Here is a 14,243-nt window from a genome sequence, read left to right as displayed (position 1 = left end):
TGATCCCTCCAGAATGATGGTTGATATTAAGTGTACATGCCTTTCTTCTCTAACGTCAATTCTACTTCACGGTCAATTGACTTTTCAGCCGTTCAATCGTCTTTTCCCCAAAACCTGAAATGTTCCGCAAGTCTTCAATTTGTTGAAATTCTCCGTGTTCCTCTCTATACATTATTATAGCTTCGGCTTTAGCTGGTCCTATGCCGTTAATGGTTTGCAATTCGGCTGCATCGGCCTGATTGACATTCACACCTTCACTCTTTTCAACGCCCGTTGATGCGTCAGCTGATGCTGTTTGCGCCTCTCTTTCCGCTTCCCCCTGCTTCCGAACATAAATCATCATACTATCCTCTAATTTAGCTGCTTGGTTGATTTCAATCGAGTCTGCTTTGCTGGTAAAGCCTCCTGCCCTTTGAATCGCTTCCTCTACCCGAGCATCAGATTGAAACGTATAAACACCTGGCTTCCTTACAGCTCCTTTGACCTCTACAAAAATCGTCGATGGCTCTTTTTCTGTCTTTTCTTGTTTGTCTTCTAATGTGACTTGTATGTCTTTATTTTCCTTCAATACACTTGGCTCTCTGCTGCCCTCTCCTTTTCCAGTGAAAAAGAAGAAACTGAAGATGATCACGACTATGAGTCCAGCGGCGATATAAAGACTGTATTTTTTTAATGAAATGAGTCGTTTCACTTACTCACGCTTCTTTCAATCATATTTTTCTACTGCTCAACATACTGTTTAGAAGATAACAGATCCAATGCGTCTAAGGAGGGAGAACGTTTGAATATAGGGTTAATCGGTACAGGAAACATGGGTACCATACTTACTGAGGCATTTATTGAATCAAAGGCAGTCAATCCCTCATCGATTACTATTACAAACCGAACCATTGAAAAAGCGTTCAATATAAAAAAGAACCATCCAGAGCTTGAAGTAACGAAACAGCTTTCAGGGGCTGTCACGAATAAAGATTTCATTTTTGTTTGTGTCAAACCACTTGATATTTATCCACTTTTAAAAGAGCTGAGCCCTCTTTTAACGGAGCAGCAAACCATTGTCATCATTACAAGTCCGGTTCATCCTGAACAGCTTCAGGATATCGTTCCTTGTCAAACAGCCAGGCTGATTCCAAGCATTACAAACCGCGCTTTATCAGGCGCATCACTTTTAACTTTTGGTTCATCATGCAATGCCGCGACGAAAACTGCGTTAAGACAGTTAGCTTCGTGCATTTCAACACCTATCGAGATCCATCATTCGATTACAAGAGCGGCTTCCGATATTGTCAGCTGCGGACCTGCTTTTATCAGTTTTCTCGTTCAGAAAATGATTGAAGCGGCCGTAGAAGAAACGGATATTTCCAAAGAAGAAGCCACCACCTTATCAGAGGATATGCTTGTTGGACTTGGCCGATTGATTGAAAAAAGAGTCTATACCCTTCCGACACTGCAAGACAAAGTATGTGTGAAAGGCGGCGTCACTGGTGAAGGCATTAAAGCACTTGAAGCAGGGGTGCAAGATATGTTTCACCGTCTCTTTCAAAACACCCATGAAAAATTCGATGAAGATCTAGAGGCGGTTGCGCATCAATATCCGCCAAGCGTGTTCACTGATGATCGCAGAAATTAATCATCTTTGCAACAAGCGAAAAAAGGGTTTTAAAAAACCATCGTTCTATTAAACGATGGTTTTTGGTTTCTTAGCTGAGATGAAATACCTTTCGGCGAATTCACCGGGGGCTTCATTTGTAAAATCAGCAGTCACTTCTATTTGTTCAAAGCCAGCGGACTCAAGGAACGCTGCATATGTTTCAAATGGAAATGTGCGCTGTTCATGTGTCTCATCATAACGCTGATACATGTCTCCGTCTTTTACAAAAAAGCTTAAATCATGAATGACCGAATACATGTCATCCCCTTTATCACTCTGCCAAATATAGCTGATCTCTTCATCTTGATCTGCATAAGTCGAACCCGGGAATACCTCTTCCATTTTATAAGGCGTATGAACATCAAAAAGTAAAACCCCATCTGCCTCTAAAAGCTGAAACATGTTTTTAAAGGTTTTTTTGACGTCATTTTCGTTTTTTAAGTAATTCAAGGAATCACAGCAAATAACAGCTGCCTGGAAGGCTTGCTCAAAGCCCGTAACCTCTCTCATATCTTGATGTAAAAATTGAATCGACTGCTTTTTCGCCTGCGCTTTTTGCTGCGCGAAGGCCAGCATTTCTTCACTGAGGTCAATTCCTGTGACCTTGTAGCCCTTTTCAGCTAACCGAAGAGAAATCTCTCCAGTTCCACAGCCTACATCGATGATGGCAGCATTCGGCTTCATATACTGCTGGATCCACTGAACCCATTCATCATAAGGTGCATGTGTCATGAGCTCGTCATACACACCTGCAAACCCTTGATAAATCATGAGTTAATGCCAAGTGAAAGCGTTTCTCTTGGCGCATCTCCCCATAGCTTTTCTAGATTGTAGTATCCTCTTTCTTCTTTGTGGAACACATGGGCAATGACATCACCTAGGTCAATCAATACCCATCTTGCTTCATCAAAGCCTTCCATCTTCTTCACTTCGATTCCGCTTTCCTCAGCAAGATGTTTTACTTCTCTTGCAATGGCTTGCACTTGTTTATCAGAATTCCCGTGACAAATGAGAAAATAATCTGCAACAAGTGAGATTCCTTGCATATTAAGGGCAATAATATCCTCAGCCCGTTTATCATCGCATGCTCCTGCTGCGACGTTTAAAATTGATGATGAATCCATCCAAATTCCTCCTTAGTTGTTCTTATGCACAAGCGAGTTGTAAGTAGCAAGCGTATCTGGAAAGACTGGCTGATTCTTTTTCATTAGAAAACTGATGGTGTTTTTTAATGATTGGATCAGTGCACGATCTAGATCATGTTCTGCTAATTCCCTTACTTCTTCGACACCAGGGAAATGACGTCCTGGTTCAATATAATCTGCGACATAAATGACTTTTTCAAGTAAGGTCATGTCTGGTCTGCCGGAAGTATGAAATTCAATAGCTGTTAACACATCTTGATCATCAATTCCAGCTTCTTTTTTGACCAAATAGGCACCAACCGGGGCGTGCCAAAGCTCGGGCGAATATTCAAGCAATAAAGGGTTCATCTGTTCTTTTTGGATAATCCCCTTCATTTCTTCTTTTGGTCTAAATTTCGCATAATCATGAAAAATAGCGGCGATCTCTGCTTTTTTCACATCTGCACCGAACCGTTCCGCTAATGAAATGGCTGTCTCCATGACTCCGAGTGTATGTGTATATCTATGCTCTGTTAACTGCTCTTTGACACAGTTCAATGCTTCTTCACGATTCATATAAATGATGCTCCTTTATATAACGCTCAACAGCTTTCGGAATCAAATAATCGACAGGGTTCCCCTGCTCTATTCGCTGCCTAATCAATGTCGATGATACATCAAAAGCTGGAACATCTGCAAATAAAACAGGATATCCCGTACTTCCAACGTAACCCGGCCTTTTCATCCCAATAAAGGTGATCATTTGAAGCAAATCATCGATCCGATGCCATTTTGGCAAATACTCGACCATGTCCGCTCCTATCATAAAAAAAAACTGATCTTCTGGGTGACGCTTCTTTAACAGATCGACTGTATCTACCGTATAAGACGGGCCCTCCCGCTCCATTTCAATGAGCTCGAGCCGAAAATATGGATTTGACTGAATCGCCGCCTCCACCATTTTTATCCGGTGATGACTATCTGCTCGTTTCCGTCCAGTTTTATGAGGAGGCATATGGTTTGGGATAAACCAAATTTCATCAAGCCCCACTTGAATCCGCACCTCACTTGCCATCAGCAAATGCCCGTTATGGGGAGGATCAAACGTACCGCCGAACAACCCTATTTTTTTCATATCGCATCCACCTTTACGGCAGCTTAATTTGTTTATTTTCCTTAGATTCTTTGTAAAGGACAATCACATTTCCGATCGTTTGAACGAGCTCAGCCTTTGCACCTTTTACAAGTGCTTTCGCAACTTCCGTTTTGTCCTCGTCGCAATTTTGCAATACGCTGACCTTTAACAGTTCTCTTGCTTCAAGCGCCTCGGAAATTTGCTTGACCATATTGTCATTTACCCCGCCTTTTCCAACTTGAAAAATAGGTGATAAATGATGTGCTTGTGCACGTAAAAAACGTTTTTGCTTACCTTTTAACATGGTGTTCCTCCTAATTTCTCTATGACAATTGACTTCATTTTTCCGGCGTCAGGCGTAATGCCTGTCCACAGTTCAAAGGCTCTTACTGCTTGTCCAACAAACATGCCAACCCCATCCACTGTTTTCAAGCCTAAACCTGCTGCTTCACTGAGCAGTTTTGTTTCTATTGGATTATACACAATATCACAAACGACCGCTGTTTTTTTTGCGTTCGCTAAAGAAATCGGGGTTTCTTCAACATTCGGATACATGCCGATCGAGGTCGTATGGATGATGACATCATATTCCCCAAGCCGCTCTTCTGCTGCATTTAATGTGATTGCTTGAGATGTGATTTTCCCCTCTGCACTTTCAATTAAAGCTTCAGCTTTTTCAATGGTGCGGTTCGTAATATCAAAGCTCTTCGGTGCATACTGAGCAATTGTCGTATAAATCGCTCTTGCCGCTCCGCCAGCACCAATCAAGAGAAATGACAGCTCTGATAGCGGCTGATCCAAGGCTTCAAGCAATGAATGAAGGAAGCCTTCTCCATCTGTATTGTACCCAACGAGCTGATCCCCTTCGAGCCTCACCGTATTGACGGCACCGAGGCGTTCAGCTGTCACATCAATTTTGTCGAGGTACTGCATGATTTCTACCTTGTGAGGAACAGTGACGTTAATGCCGCTGATTCCTAACGCCTTCATGCCGTTAATCGCATCTTTCAGGTCATCATTTTCTACTTGAAAGCCATGATAATGTCCATCAATTCCAGCGTCCTTTAGTGCTGCATTATGAATATCAGGAGACATTGAGTGGCCAACAGGGTTACCGATTACTCCGTATAAAGGTTTCAAGGTCTCTCCCCCTTTGAACATTTAAATTAACGAACGTCTCATAAACACATGAACGCCTTTTGGCGCATAAACTTTGATTTGCTTGCCCGCATCATTTGCAGTAACCCAGCCTAAACCTGAAAAGACGATGTCCATTTTTGGCTGATCAATGGTAAAGGTATGCGGAATGAGCGGCGGGAAATCTTCCATTCCCTCTTTTGATGGCGGTGACAAGAGTTCCCCTGCATGTTTTTCATATAAATCATCTGCGTTCTCCAGCTTTGTACGGTGAATGTTCAGCTCATTTGGCATATAGCAGACAAATGATGTTCTGCCGCCTTTTACGTAATCAAATCGAGCCAGTCCGCCAAAATAAAGCGTTTGTGCTTCATTTAATTGGAACGTTCTCGGTTTCAATTCTTTTTTCGGCGTTAAAATCTTCAAGTCATTTTTGCTGACATAGTGCGCCATTTGATGGCGGTTGATGATGCCCGGCGTATCAAATAAAGCAGACCCGTCATCAAGCGGAATTTCAATCGCATCAAGTGTAGTACCTGGATATTGGGATGTAGTAATAACGTTCTCTTCGCCAGATACTTCTTTGATGATTCGATTGATAAATGTTGATTTTCCAACATTCGTACAGCCGACAACATAGACATTTCTTCCCTCGCGGTAATGATCGATCGCTTCCATCACCTCAGGCACACCCTGGCCTCTGCTTGCACTGATTAAGAAAACATCGATAGGATTTAATCCGTTTTCTTTTGCTTCCCGTTTCATCCAATGAATCAGACGATCTTTTTTCACGGATTTCGGTAAAATATCCACTTTGTTGCCGACAAGTAAAATCGGATTACCACCGACAATACGGCTCAGTCCATTGATCCAGCTTCCGTTAAAGTCAAAAATATCAACGACCTTCACAATGAGAGAATCTGTCTCTCCAATGCTGTGCAATATATTTAAAAAGTCGTCCTCTGTTAAAGAAACATCTTGAATCTCATTGTAGTTCTTTAACCTAAAACAGCGCTGACAGATCACATCTTCTTTCAATAGAGATGCTGCCGGCGCATATCCTAATTGATCTTTATCTTCCGTCTGAATGGCTACACCGCAGCCAATACAAACAACCTTTTCCATTATTACTCTTCCTCCCACTGAATGTGGCCCTTACGCTTTAAGGCTCCTAAAATTCTGCGTTCAATCTGCCGGTTAAACTTTGTGAAAAATCCGTCCGAGGCAGCAACAGGAACGACCAAAATCGTATGGAAGCCATGACGATTCCCGCCAAGAACATCTGTCATGAGCTGATCTCCAATGACAACCACATCTTCTTTTTTCAACTGCATATCAGCGACTGCCTTATTAAAGGCTCTTCCCATAGGCTTTCTCGCTTTATAAATAAACGGAATATGAACCGGTTCAGAAAAAAGCTTGACCCTTTTTTCATTATTGTTCGATACAATCGTCACTTGTATCCCGTGATCTTTCATTTCTTGAAACCATTCAATTAAGCGCGGTGTCGCACTTGGACGGTCCCATTCTACTAGTGTGTTATCTAGATCGGTAATAATTCCTTTTACATTTCGTTCTTTTAATTTTTGCGGTGAAATGTGGAAAATACTTTTCACAAATTCATCCGGTAAGAAATACTTCTTTAGCACAATTTGCACCCTTTCTTCCATTGGTTTTCAGCGATTGTGTCGAATCAAATCACAATTTGTCTGTCTATCGAATACAATGAAAAAGTTTTCGACATATGATGAGGACCTTCAACAGGTGTGGATAATTTTACACACATTATCCACCTATATTCCATCACGCTTTCATTCAATTATAAACACTCTACCCACAAGTTATCCACTTAACCATGTGGATAACAGAACGATTGTTCTTGTTTCCCATTCATGGTAGATTAAAGGTACTTCAAAGACAGTCGATCAACCTATGATGATATGTCTTTTCCTCAAATTTTATGCCAACTTTTTCAGGGGAGGTGTTTTTCCCATCATATGGGTTTCTAGTATGAAAAAGCTGTCAGATGATTTACTTATAGAATCGTATTATAAAGCAAATGAAATGAACTTAAATCGCGACTTCATTGAATTAATTGAGACAGAAATGAAAAGACGTTCGCTCGGGCATATGCTCTCTGTTTCCTCTTAATTCCATATCACAGGAACCATGCCTCCCGAGCACTCTCCTTTTTTAAACTCAGGTGACTGATATTATATCACTTGCGCTATAGGCTTACTACTATTTTCCGTAAAAAACACCCCTTCTGATGAAAGAAGAGGTGTCTTAATTGCAAGGCTGTTCATTCCAAAACCATAACCCTCCGCCTACGACTAAAATGACCACAAGGAACACAACAAGAAAAGCGTAACCGATTCCTGCTCCTTGTGCTGGATAAGGCGAACACGCAGGGTAAGGATAAGGACATCCCCACATATCAGTTACCTCCTTCTAGGAAGATATACTGTTAGACTATGCTGGATGGATGGTCTTGTTTAGGCAGATGGCCATCATTTAAAAATGTTTGATGACATCACGCTCTTTGATTTCGTTATAAATAATTCTCGCCCCTTTTGGTGTCATATGATTGCCAGAAGGGTCGATTAAACCTGACTGAATCAGGGCATGATCACTATCTTCTCCAGCTTCTCGGATGAAAGCTTTCCAGTTGTCGACAAGCGGCACCTGCTCATCCTTCGCTACTTCTCTGGTGATATCATTATAAGAGTTTTGCCAGGCTCTTGCCCCGCCTCTCCCGGCAAAATAAGATGACTTATATCTAGAGTAATAATACAAGCCCTTTTTCCCGCCTTCTACAACAGGCACACAGGTCATGAGAATCGGGGTTATGCCTTCTTTTCTACTTTCAGAAACAAAGTAGATTAAATTTTCTTTAAACCGTTTTTTCGTCACTCGGGGATGTTTCCCGTCTAAAATCGCCGCATCATTCGTGCCGAACATGATGAGGACGTAAGTTGGTTTCTGTTTTAAAATATCCTGCTCAAAGCGAAGTTTCGCGTCTTCAGTCGTCTGCCCGCCAATGCCTGCATTCTTCACTTGAATTTGGCCGCGCTCGACGTTTTTCATGAGATTCACCCATTTTTCAGATGTTGGATAATCTCGAAAGTCCCAGTTTGATCCTCTTGTATTGCTGTCACCAAATGCAATGACGCTTTCTTGTACTGGCTTTGCGCACCCAGCAGCAACACATAGTAGGATAAAAAGGAAAACATATTTCTTCACAACATTCACCTCCAAAAGCCCTCTTCATATAGTAAACGACAAGACTTTTGGTTTCAATGAATGAATGTTTTTGACGAATGCTGCCTATTGCAGCTGAACAGGCATATATGCTTTGTCATGGTGCAGCAGTTCACTTACTTTTACAAATTCATAGCCCCTCTTCTTCAACTCAGGAATCACTTGTTTCAATGCTTCTACCGTTTGCTTGCGATTTCCTCCGCCATCATGTAAAAGGATGATATCGCCGCCTTGAATATGATCAATGATTCGGCTTGCAATTTTACGTGCGCCTGGTCTTGACCAGTCCTTCGGATCTTGCGTAAAGGACCACATGACCACATCGTACCCTTGCTTTGATAGAATGCGGAATGATTTCATTGTTAAGCGTCCACCAGGAGGGCGAAATAATAAGGGACCGCCAGGCTGGAGTGAAGCGATATGGGCCGCTGATTCTTTTAATTCCCGCTTGATCTCCTTTGACGACAAAAGGTCAAAATACGTATGATTCATCGTATGATTGCCTAGTTCATTCCCCTCGTCCACAATCCGTTCTGCGATCATTGGATATGTATGAATTCGGCTCCCTATCACAAAAAAGCTTGCATTCACTTGATGCTCCTTCAGCACATCCAATATTTGATTTGTATACACTGGATGAGGTCCATCATCAAAGGTGATCGCAATCTTTTTCCGTTCCGCTCTCACATCCCAAAAGGCACGTCCCGTTTTTTCAAGATCGACTCGTTTTAATGTACGTGCCTCTATTTTATTAGGAATAAAAGCACATAGCAGCCATATACACATCAAGATATGCAGACCTCTCATTCGACCGCCTCCTCCACCGAACATCATTACCGATAAATTGCCCGCTTTCTCATCAATTCATGCTCATATCCGCTTTTTTTTCAAATAAAAAAAGCCGGCCATATTGGCCCGCTCTTTGTTTCACGTTTGGTTTCTCTCTTCAACTGTCGAACGTTGCTTAGAATTCATACAGACACTCTCCTTCTTGGATTTGATTTTGAGCCCATAATAATTTCTGATAATACTGGTTGGACTTCTTGTATTGTTGAGAGGCTTCTAAGGCTGTCGCAATTTCTAGTGAGATATCCTCTATATAAGAGTATAGGCTAAGTTTTTCCAAATAATCAATGGTTTTTTGCAGTTGGTCTTCATTGATTTCCTGAACATATAAAGCATCCAGGTACTCAAACATATGACAGAACAGCTGGTCTTCATGCTTCTTTGCAGCCAATTTCCCATCTTCTAATATGCGCAGGGCATCCGCTTGTTCATTCTGTCTAAAAAGCAGCTTCGCCAGCGTATAGAGCGTATGCGGAAGCGTTGGAAGCAGCTCTTTGCGGGCAAGATCAGCAGATTCCGTTAAATATCGTTCCGCTTCCTCTCTATAGCCAAGCTCACCATAACATTTTCCTAAATTATAGAGCGCTGAACTGTATATGCGCGGGTGATCAATTTGAGATGCGAGCTGTTTTGCCTTTTTTAAATGAGGCAGTGCCCGGTCTTTTCGTTTTAAATCTTGATAATTTCCTGAGATGACAAAGAGACATTGAATGATGCGAATGGTATACGCATCATGCTGATCGTATATTTCCAGCGCCTTTAAAATATGGTGCATGGAGACATGTGTTTGTTTCATGATATAGTAGGCTTCTGCCACTTTAAAATGAAACTCTGCCTGCTCAATATCATCAAATACCATGGACAGCTGCTTTTCTGCGACTCGATAATATTTGACTGCTTCTAAATATTCTTTTTGACTAAATTCATGCATGCCACGAAAAAATGCATGGTAATAATGCAGCATATCAGATAACTCATGATTGGAGTTTTCGATTTTATCGACTAGATTAGATACTGAGAAAGGTTGATATTTTGAAGGGTGTATATAGTCAAGCATGATTTGGTGCCGAAAACACATGAGCTGATAATAAATCAGTAAATGCTGGTCCTCTTCCATCTGTTCAATTTCCGCTTCAACTTCCGCTTTCAAGATTTCCGCATCTGGAACACTGAACTGCCGTATCATTCGATACCATTCATTAATTTTCATACCTACATGTGAAGATAGAACCTTCCCCATGTTCCGAAAAAACCCCTTCCTTTTCGGTCTAATATTACATATTTTAGCACGCTTCTTGACCGCCAAGCACCGCAAAGAAACCGCAAACATATGAGGGGAGCTGTAAAAAGAGACGAACATTTTTCGAAAAACATGATTTTTTCATCGTACAGACACAGACAATCCCCCCTTCACATACATTTGAGGATATAGGCAGCGGCCTAAACATGGTGGAGGTGAAAATCGTGGCAGGAGTATTTACAGCGATGGGATTGATGGTCAAAGAATTGGTGTTTTTAGTGTCCTATGTCAAAAACAATGCCTTTCCACAGCCCCTTTCGGGAGATGATGAAAAAAAATACTTAGCCCTCATGGCACAGGGCGATGAACATGCAAGAAACATGCTGATTGAACATAACCTTCGGCTCGTCGCCCATATTGTAAAGAAATTTGAAAATACCGGGGAAGACGCTGAAGACCTCATCTCCATCGGGACGATCGGACTCATTAAAGCCATCGAAAGCTATTCCTCTGGAAAAGGAACAAAGCTGGCAACGTATGCGGCGCGGTGTATTGAAAATGAAATTCTCATGCATTTACGCGCGCTCAAAAAAACGAAAAAAGATGTCTCCTTGCATGATCCCATCGGTCAGGATAAAGAAGGCAACGAAATTTCATTAATCGATGTCTTAAAATCTGAAAATGAAGATGTGATCGATACCATTCAGCTCAACATGGAGCTTGAAAAAGTAAAGGAGTATATCGACATTCTCGACGGCCGAGAAAAAGAAGTGATCGTCGGCCGGTTTGGCCTTGATTTAAAGAAAGAAAAAACGCAGCGGGAAATAGCCAAAGAGCTTGGGATATCGCGGAGCTATGTGTCTCGTATTGAGAAGCGCGCGCTGATGAAGATGTTTCATGAGTTTTACCGGGCGGAGAAGGAGAAACGAAAGCGGGAGAAGGGGAAGTGAAAATGAATTTTCCTAACTTCTAACAAAAACAGACCTCATGAGGTCTGTTTTTTATTTCGGCGCTAAGCTACTGTCACTCTGCATTTCTTTTGATAATAGCTGCCGCCTTAGCCCTCAAGAACAATGGCAAGATTTTGGTCATGAACTAAGGCATGAAGGAAATCAATTTATTATGCTCCACTATTTAGAGTACTGCAGGAAATGATGGCAAAGCGATTTGCATATAAGTATTGTATTCTGCATTAATGCTTAAAAAATTTAAATACGAAAAAATAAAATATGATGCTTCGTGTATTCTTGCTAATCAATTTTTTTGAAGAGAAAAAGGCTCTGTTAAAAGTAAATGTTGATATTTGATACCTGTCAGAAAGCTTAGTATAATCAATACAGGAACAAACATTCGGGATATTAGAAGTATGAGGAAGGCGTTTAGTAATTTGTTAAAACACATTGATAAACTACCGCTTACCCAAAAGAACAACTTGCTGCAAGAGACCCTATAAACGTAACAGTTTCCAAGGGTCATGTTATGAAAACAAGGTTGATAGTATGATTGGTTCTAAACTGACACCAGATCATGTACATTGTGTCGTTTAATTCTACAAGAATATCTTTAAGAAATAGCAGTACTTAAAGAAACAATTTAACTTTGGAGTGATCATAATGATTAAGTTTTTTGAGTACAACTGGCAGGTTAGAGACGAATGGGTTAACTGGTGTCATCAACTAACAACAGAAGAGTTGTTACAAGACCGCATAGGTGGAGTGGGGAGTATTTTATACACTCTTTTTCACATTATCGATGTTGAATATAGTTGGCTCCGTGGTATTCAGGGTAAAGAAGACGTGGTATTGAATTTTGATGATTACAAGTCTCTGACGAAGGTAAAAACTCTCTCATCTACTTTACGACATGAAATCGTTGAAATTTTAAAGTTTCATTTAGATGAAAAACAAGATCGAATAGTAACAGTTCCTTGGGATGAAGATGAATACACTAAAAATGAAATATTACATCATATAATTGCCCACGAAATTCACCATATCGGTCAACTTTCTGTTTGGGCAAGAGAAAAAGAATTAACACCTGTATCTGCTAATTTTATCGGTAGAAAGTTAAAATCAGTACATTCTTATGAAAAGTAAGGTCAGTTAAAGATCCATTCATTTATTCCACAATGCCATTTTCTTTTAAAAAGCACTCAAATAATTGCTGACCTTTCTCTTCGATTTGATCATCTTCAATGGGATATTCCCCAATGAATAAGCCTAAATGATTGTATTCCTCATAACTCTTTAAGAGATTCAACCCGTAACTTTTTTGATCAAAAAACAATAACCATTTTCCTGTTTCTAAACTCTTAAAAAACACGCCTTCATAATCACAACCTTGTTCATAATATCCTACATGTACATGCATACTCTCATCTAACCTATGTATTCTTTCATCTGTACACACTTTTATCTTGCTCCCTTAACTTTCATATCTTGCTGAAAATCAATATTCCTTAACTCAACCCAATCAACAAAATCAGGTACCGTTTTTGTCGTCAAAAAGTATTGGACGATTTGATAAGCCTGATTGCGGTCGACATAGCTGCACGATGGCACATGCAATGGTGATCCTGCTATGAAATGCTCGATCGTTTCGATCTTTTCTGCCTTTTGAAAAGGGACTAAAAAATCTGGATATCTGATGATAAAGAATCCATACGGCTCAGTATAAAAGAAAACTAGAGTTTCGCATTCCCAATCTTCCTCTATCTCAATGGAAGATTCCCCGTTACCTTGTTTCCAATACTCTTCACCCTCCTGAAAGAAGATCTTTTTCATGAATTCTTCTCCCGGATTTTCTACTGGAGCTCCTGTAGGCCCGTAGTATAAAAACATCAATATCGCTCCTTCATGCCTATATCAATTTGGATTTAACCAATTGTTCTATTCCCCTCAAAATCATAAAAAGCTTGTGTTTGCTGGTTTAATTTTAGCATGTGAGATAGCTTTGGGTTTAGCTTTTGAAAGGTTTGAGTGCTGACCCATTTTACTTCTTCAATATCCTGATCCGGATCTAGAATGTTCATCTCTCCTCCGGTGATTCTCGCAAAGAACGTAATGATAAGCGCATGATGTTTTTTATCTTGAAAGAACGCTTCTCGAACCGAATGAAGTTCATTTACTTTGACAACATACCCTGTCTCTTCTTTTACTTCACGGATGACAGCCTGCTGCAGGTGTTCACCTTTTTCCACAGCACCGCCCGGAAGTTCCCAATATCCCTTTACATTCTTGACTGTTAATAGATTTCCTTCCTCATCATAAATAATAGCTGAAACCACGTCTACTCGTTTCAAATAAATCCCCCTCAACATTCTCCATTTAATTGCCGAATATATGGCACGAACTGTTCATTTTATACATTCTTATTATACTGTATTAGTAGTCAGCGATTGGAGGCCAGAGCATGTGGATGATCATCATTTTACTTGTTGGGCTTGTGGGATTTACAGGAAATATCGTTTCTCTTTTGAGACAACTCAAAGCGTCAAACGAGAAAATCATTCAACTGTTAGAACATCAAAAACCGAAAAAAACACCTCACGCAACCGGAGGTGTTTACAATAGGAGAAATCTTATCGTTTTTCATCAAACAACATATATCTAATTCGCCGAATATAATGAAGCGCAATATGACCGAGACATAAAATAAGCCCAATCATCGCAAGGATATAGATGGGCAGCATCAAACCAGGTACATAGTTTACGACAAATCCCAAACTAAACGCTGTCAGCATATATATGCTGATCAACCTCATCAATACCATTCGAAGCCCTCCCTTTCTACAATCACTTTAACATATTTTCCCTTCATTCTCATAATTGGCTTTAAAAAAGATGCGAA

Annotated in this window: 21 protein-coding genes; 4 read left to right on the top strand and 17 right to left on the bottom strand. The window is 40.6% G+C overall.

Annotated elements, in window-relative coordinates; genetic code table 11:
• Nucleotides 1–61: 61 nt before the first annotated feature.
• Nucleotides 62–691, bottom strand: coding sequence for a helix-hairpin-helix domain-containing protein (locus tag BA81_RS02085; RefSeq protein WP_034280090.1), 630 nt, complete (start codon nt 689–691; stop codon nt 62–64).
• Between the two features lie 90 nt (nt 692–781).
• Here BA81_RS02085 and comER point away from each other — a divergent pair, with 90 nt between their 5' ends.
• Nucleotides 782–1,630, top strand: a complete 849-nt coding sequence (gene comER / locus BA81_RS02080; RefSeq protein ID WP_024423047.1) for a late competence protein ComER — start codon at nt 782–784, stop codon at nt 1,628–1,630.
• A gap of 48 nt (nt 1,631–1,678) precedes the next feature.
• Here comER and BA81_RS02075 read toward each other — a convergent pair whose 3' ends face one another.
• From BA81_RS02075 to BA81_RS02040, 8 genes are read right to left on the bottom strand one after another with little or no spacing between them, the layout of a single operon-like run.
• Nucleotides 1,679–2,422 carry a class I SAM-dependent DNA methyltransferase gene (locus tag BA81_RS02075; protein WP_034280087.1) on the bottom strand — a complete coding sequence of 248 codons (744 nt, stop codon included), beginning with the start codon at nt 2,420–2,422 and terminating at the stop codon, nt 1,679–1,681.
• Nucleotides 2,419–2,775: a ribosome silencing factor gene (gene rsfS, locus BA81_RS02070; RefSeq protein ID WP_003217467.1), complete on the bottom strand. Its 357-nt coding sequence runs from the start codon at nt 2,773–2,775 to the stop codon at nt 2,419–2,421. Before rsfS ends, BA81_RS02075 begins: the two co-directional genes overlap by 4 nt.
• A gap of 12 nt (nt 2,776–2,787) precedes the next feature.
• On the bottom strand, nt 2,788–3,351 hold the full coding sequence (gene yqeK, locus BA81_RS02065) for a bis(5'-nucleosyl)-tetraphosphatase (symmetrical) YqeK (protein ID WP_034280084.1): 564 nt from the start codon (nt 3,349–3,351) through the stop codon (nt 2,788–2,790).
• The gene (locus tag BA81_RS02060; protein WP_034280081.1) at nt 3,341–3,910 is read right to left on the bottom strand and encodes a nicotinate-nucleotide adenylyltransferase; all 570 of its coding nucleotides are present in this window, start codon (nt 3,908–3,910) and stop codon (nt 3,341–3,343) included. Before BA81_RS02060 ends, yqeK begins: the two co-directional genes overlap by 11 nt.
• Before the next feature lie 13 nt (nt 3,911–3,923).
• Nucleotides 3,924–4,214 carry a ribosome assembly RNA-binding protein YhbY gene (yhbY, locus tag BA81_RS02055; protein ID WP_008342507.1) on the bottom strand — a complete coding sequence of 97 codons (291 nt, stop codon included), beginning with the start codon at nt 4,212–4,214 and terminating at the stop codon, nt 3,924–3,926.
• Nucleotides 4,208–5,050 (bottom strand): shikimate dehydrogenase, encoded by an 843-nt coding sequence (aroE, locus tag BA81_RS02050; protein WP_034280078.1) that lies wholly within the window; start codon nt 5,048–5,050, stop codon nt 4,208–4,210. Before aroE ends, yhbY begins: the two co-directional genes overlap by 7 nt.
• A gap of 21 nt (nt 5,051–5,071) precedes the next feature.
• Entirely contained in the window at nt 5,072–6,172 is a 1,101-nt protein-coding gene (gene yqeH, locus BA81_RS02045; protein ID WP_034280075.1) for a ribosome biogenesis GTPase YqeH, read from the bottom strand.
• 2 nt (nt 6,173–6,174) lie between these two features.
• Nucleotides 6,175–6,696 carry a YqeG family HAD IIIA-type phosphatase gene (locus BA81_RS02040; protein WP_008356191.1) on the bottom strand — a complete coding sequence of 174 codons (522 nt, stop codon included), beginning with the start codon at nt 6,694–6,696 and terminating at the stop codon, nt 6,175–6,177.
• Between the two features lie 361 nt (nt 6,697–7,057).
• On the opposite strand from BA81_RS02040, the gene BA81_RS02035 reads away from it, so the two are divergent.
• Nucleotides 7,058–7,198: a sporulation histidine kinase inhibitor Sda gene (locus tag BA81_RS02035; RefSeq protein ID WP_003217327.1), complete on the top strand. Its 141-nt coding sequence runs from the start codon at nt 7,058–7,060 to the stop codon at nt 7,196–7,198.
• 135 nt (nt 7,199–7,333) lie between these two features.
• Here BA81_RS02035 and BA81_RS19685 read toward each other — a convergent pair whose 3' ends face one another.
• From BA81_RS19685 to BA81_RS02020, 4 genes are all read right to left on the bottom strand, one after another.
• Nucleotides 7,334–7,483 carry a hypothetical protein gene (locus BA81_RS19685; protein WP_162842499.1) on the bottom strand — a complete coding sequence of 50 codons (150 nt, stop codon included), beginning with the start codon at nt 7,481–7,483 and terminating at the stop codon, nt 7,334–7,336.
• 78 nt (nt 7,484–7,561) lie between these two features.
• The gene (locus tag BA81_RS02030) at nt 7,562–8,290 is read right to left on the bottom strand and encodes an SGNH/GDSL hydrolase family protein (protein ID WP_034280072.1); all 729 of its coding nucleotides are present in this window, start codon (nt 8,288–8,290) and stop codon (nt 7,562–7,564) included.
• An 84-nt stretch (nt 8,291–8,374) separates the two neighbouring features.
• Complete coding sequence (locus BA81_RS02025) at nt 8,375–9,115, bottom strand: polysaccharide deacetylase family protein (protein ID WP_034280068.1); 741 nt, start codon at nt 9,113–9,115, stop codon at nt 8,375–8,377.
• 157 nt (nt 9,116–9,272) lie between these two features.
• On the bottom strand, nt 9,273–10,394 hold the full coding sequence (locus BA81_RS02020; RefSeq protein ID WP_024427938.1) for a response regulator aspartate phosphatase: 1,122 nt from the start codon (nt 10,392–10,394) through the stop codon (nt 9,273–9,275).
• Between the two features lie 221 nt (nt 10,395–10,615).
• On the opposite strand from BA81_RS02020, the gene sigK reads away from it, so the two are divergent.
• Together sigK and BA81_RS02010 are read left to right on the top strand one after the other, a co-directional pair.
• Nucleotides 10,616–11,344, top strand: a complete 729-nt coding sequence (gene sigK, locus BA81_RS02015) for an RNA polymerase sporulation sigma factor SigK (RefSeq protein ID WP_034738387.1) — start codon at nt 10,616–10,618, stop codon at nt 11,342–11,344.
• Between the two features lie 663 nt (nt 11,345–12,007).
• Nucleotides 12,008–12,490 carry a DinB family protein gene (locus tag BA81_RS02010; protein ID WP_034280063.1) on the top strand — a complete coding sequence of 161 codons (483 nt, stop codon included), beginning with the start codon at nt 12,008–12,010 and terminating at the stop codon, nt 12,488–12,490.
• Between the two features lie 22 nt (nt 12,491–12,512).
• Here the strand turns inward: BA81_RS02010 and BA81_RS02005 are convergent, their stop codons facing one another.
• From BA81_RS02005 to BA81_RS01985, 4 genes are all read right to left on the bottom strand, one after another.
• Nucleotides 12,513–12,803, bottom strand: a complete 291-nt coding sequence (locus tag BA81_RS02005; RefSeq protein ID WP_227001671.1) for a DUF3986 family protein — start codon at nt 12,801–12,803, stop codon at nt 12,513–12,515.
• Between the two features lie 2 nt (nt 12,804–12,805).
• Nucleotides 12,806–13,234, bottom strand: a complete 429-nt coding sequence (locus BA81_RS02000) for a hypothetical protein (RefSeq protein ID WP_034280060.1) — start codon at nt 13,232–13,234, stop codon at nt 12,806–12,808.
• Nucleotides 13,235–13,269: 35 nt separating this feature from the next.
• Complete coding sequence (locus tag BA81_RS01995; RefSeq protein WP_034280057.1) at nt 13,270–13,695, bottom strand: NUDIX hydrolase; 426 nt, start codon at nt 13,693–13,695, stop codon at nt 13,270–13,272.
• A 279-nt stretch (nt 13,696–13,974) separates the two neighbouring features.
• Nucleotides 13,975–14,166 carry a hypothetical protein gene (locus tag BA81_RS01985; RefSeq protein ID WP_034280052.1) on the bottom strand — a complete coding sequence of 64 codons (192 nt, stop codon included), beginning with the start codon at nt 14,164–14,166 and terminating at the stop codon, nt 13,975–13,977.
• Between the last annotated feature and the right edge of the window lie 77 nt (nt 14,167–14,243).

The sequence above is a fragment of the Bacillus safensis FO-36b genome, assembly GCF_000691165.1.
GTDB lineage: Bacteria > Bacillota > Bacilli > Bacillales > Bacillaceae > Bacillus > Bacillus safensis.
This window is presented reverse-complemented; position numbering and strand designations above follow the sequence as displayed.

Coding starts and splice junctions, on each gene's coding strand:
- BA81_RS02075 (WP_034280087.1), bottom strand. CDS start 2,422: ATGATTTATCAAGGGTTTGCAGGTGTGTATGACGAGCTCATGACACAT.
- rsfS (WP_003217467.1), bottom strand. CDS start 2,775: ATGGATTCATCATCAATTTTAAACGTCGCAGCAGGAGCATGCGATGAT.
- yqeK (WP_034280084.1), bottom strand. CDS start 3,351: ATGAATCGTGAAGAAGCATTGAACTGTGTCAAAGAGCAGTTAACAGAG.
- BA81_RS02060 (WP_034280081.1), bottom strand. CDS start 3,910: ATGAAAAAAATAGGGTTGTTCGGCGGTACGTTTGATCCTCCCCATAAC.
- yhbY (WP_008342507.1), bottom strand. CDS start 4,214: ATGTTAAAAGGTAAGCAAAAACGTTTTTTACGTGCACAAGCACATCAT.
- yqeH (WP_034280075.1), bottom strand. CDS start 6,172: ATGGAAAAGGTTGTTTGTATTGGCTGCGGTGTAGCCATTCAGACGGAA.
- BA81_RS02035 (WP_003217327.1), top strand. CDS start 7,058: ATGAAAAAGCTGTCAGATGATTTACTTATAGAATCGTATTATAAAGCA.
- BA81_RS19685 (WP_162842499.1), bottom strand. CDS start 7,483: ATGTGGGGATGTCCTTATCCTTACCCTGCGTGTTCGCCTTATCCAGCA.
- BA81_RS02025 (WP_034280068.1), bottom strand. CDS start 9,115: ATGAGAGGTCTGCATATCTTGATGTGTATATGGCTGCTATGTGCTTTT.
- BA81_RS02020 (WP_024427938.1), bottom strand. CDS start 10,394: ATGGGGAAGGTTCTATCTTCACATGTAGGTATGAAAATTAATGAATGG.
- BA81_RS02010 (WP_034280063.1), top strand. CDS start 12,008: ATGATTAAGTTTTTTGAGTACAACTGGCAGGTTAGAGACGAATGGGTT.
- BA81_RS02000 (WP_034280060.1), bottom strand. CDS start 13,234: ATGTTTTTATACTACGGGCCTACAGGAGCTCCAGTAGAAAATCCGGGA.
- BA81_RS01985 (WP_034280052.1), bottom strand. CDS start 14,166: ATGGTATTGATGAGGTTGATCAGCATATATATGCTGACAGCGTTTAGT.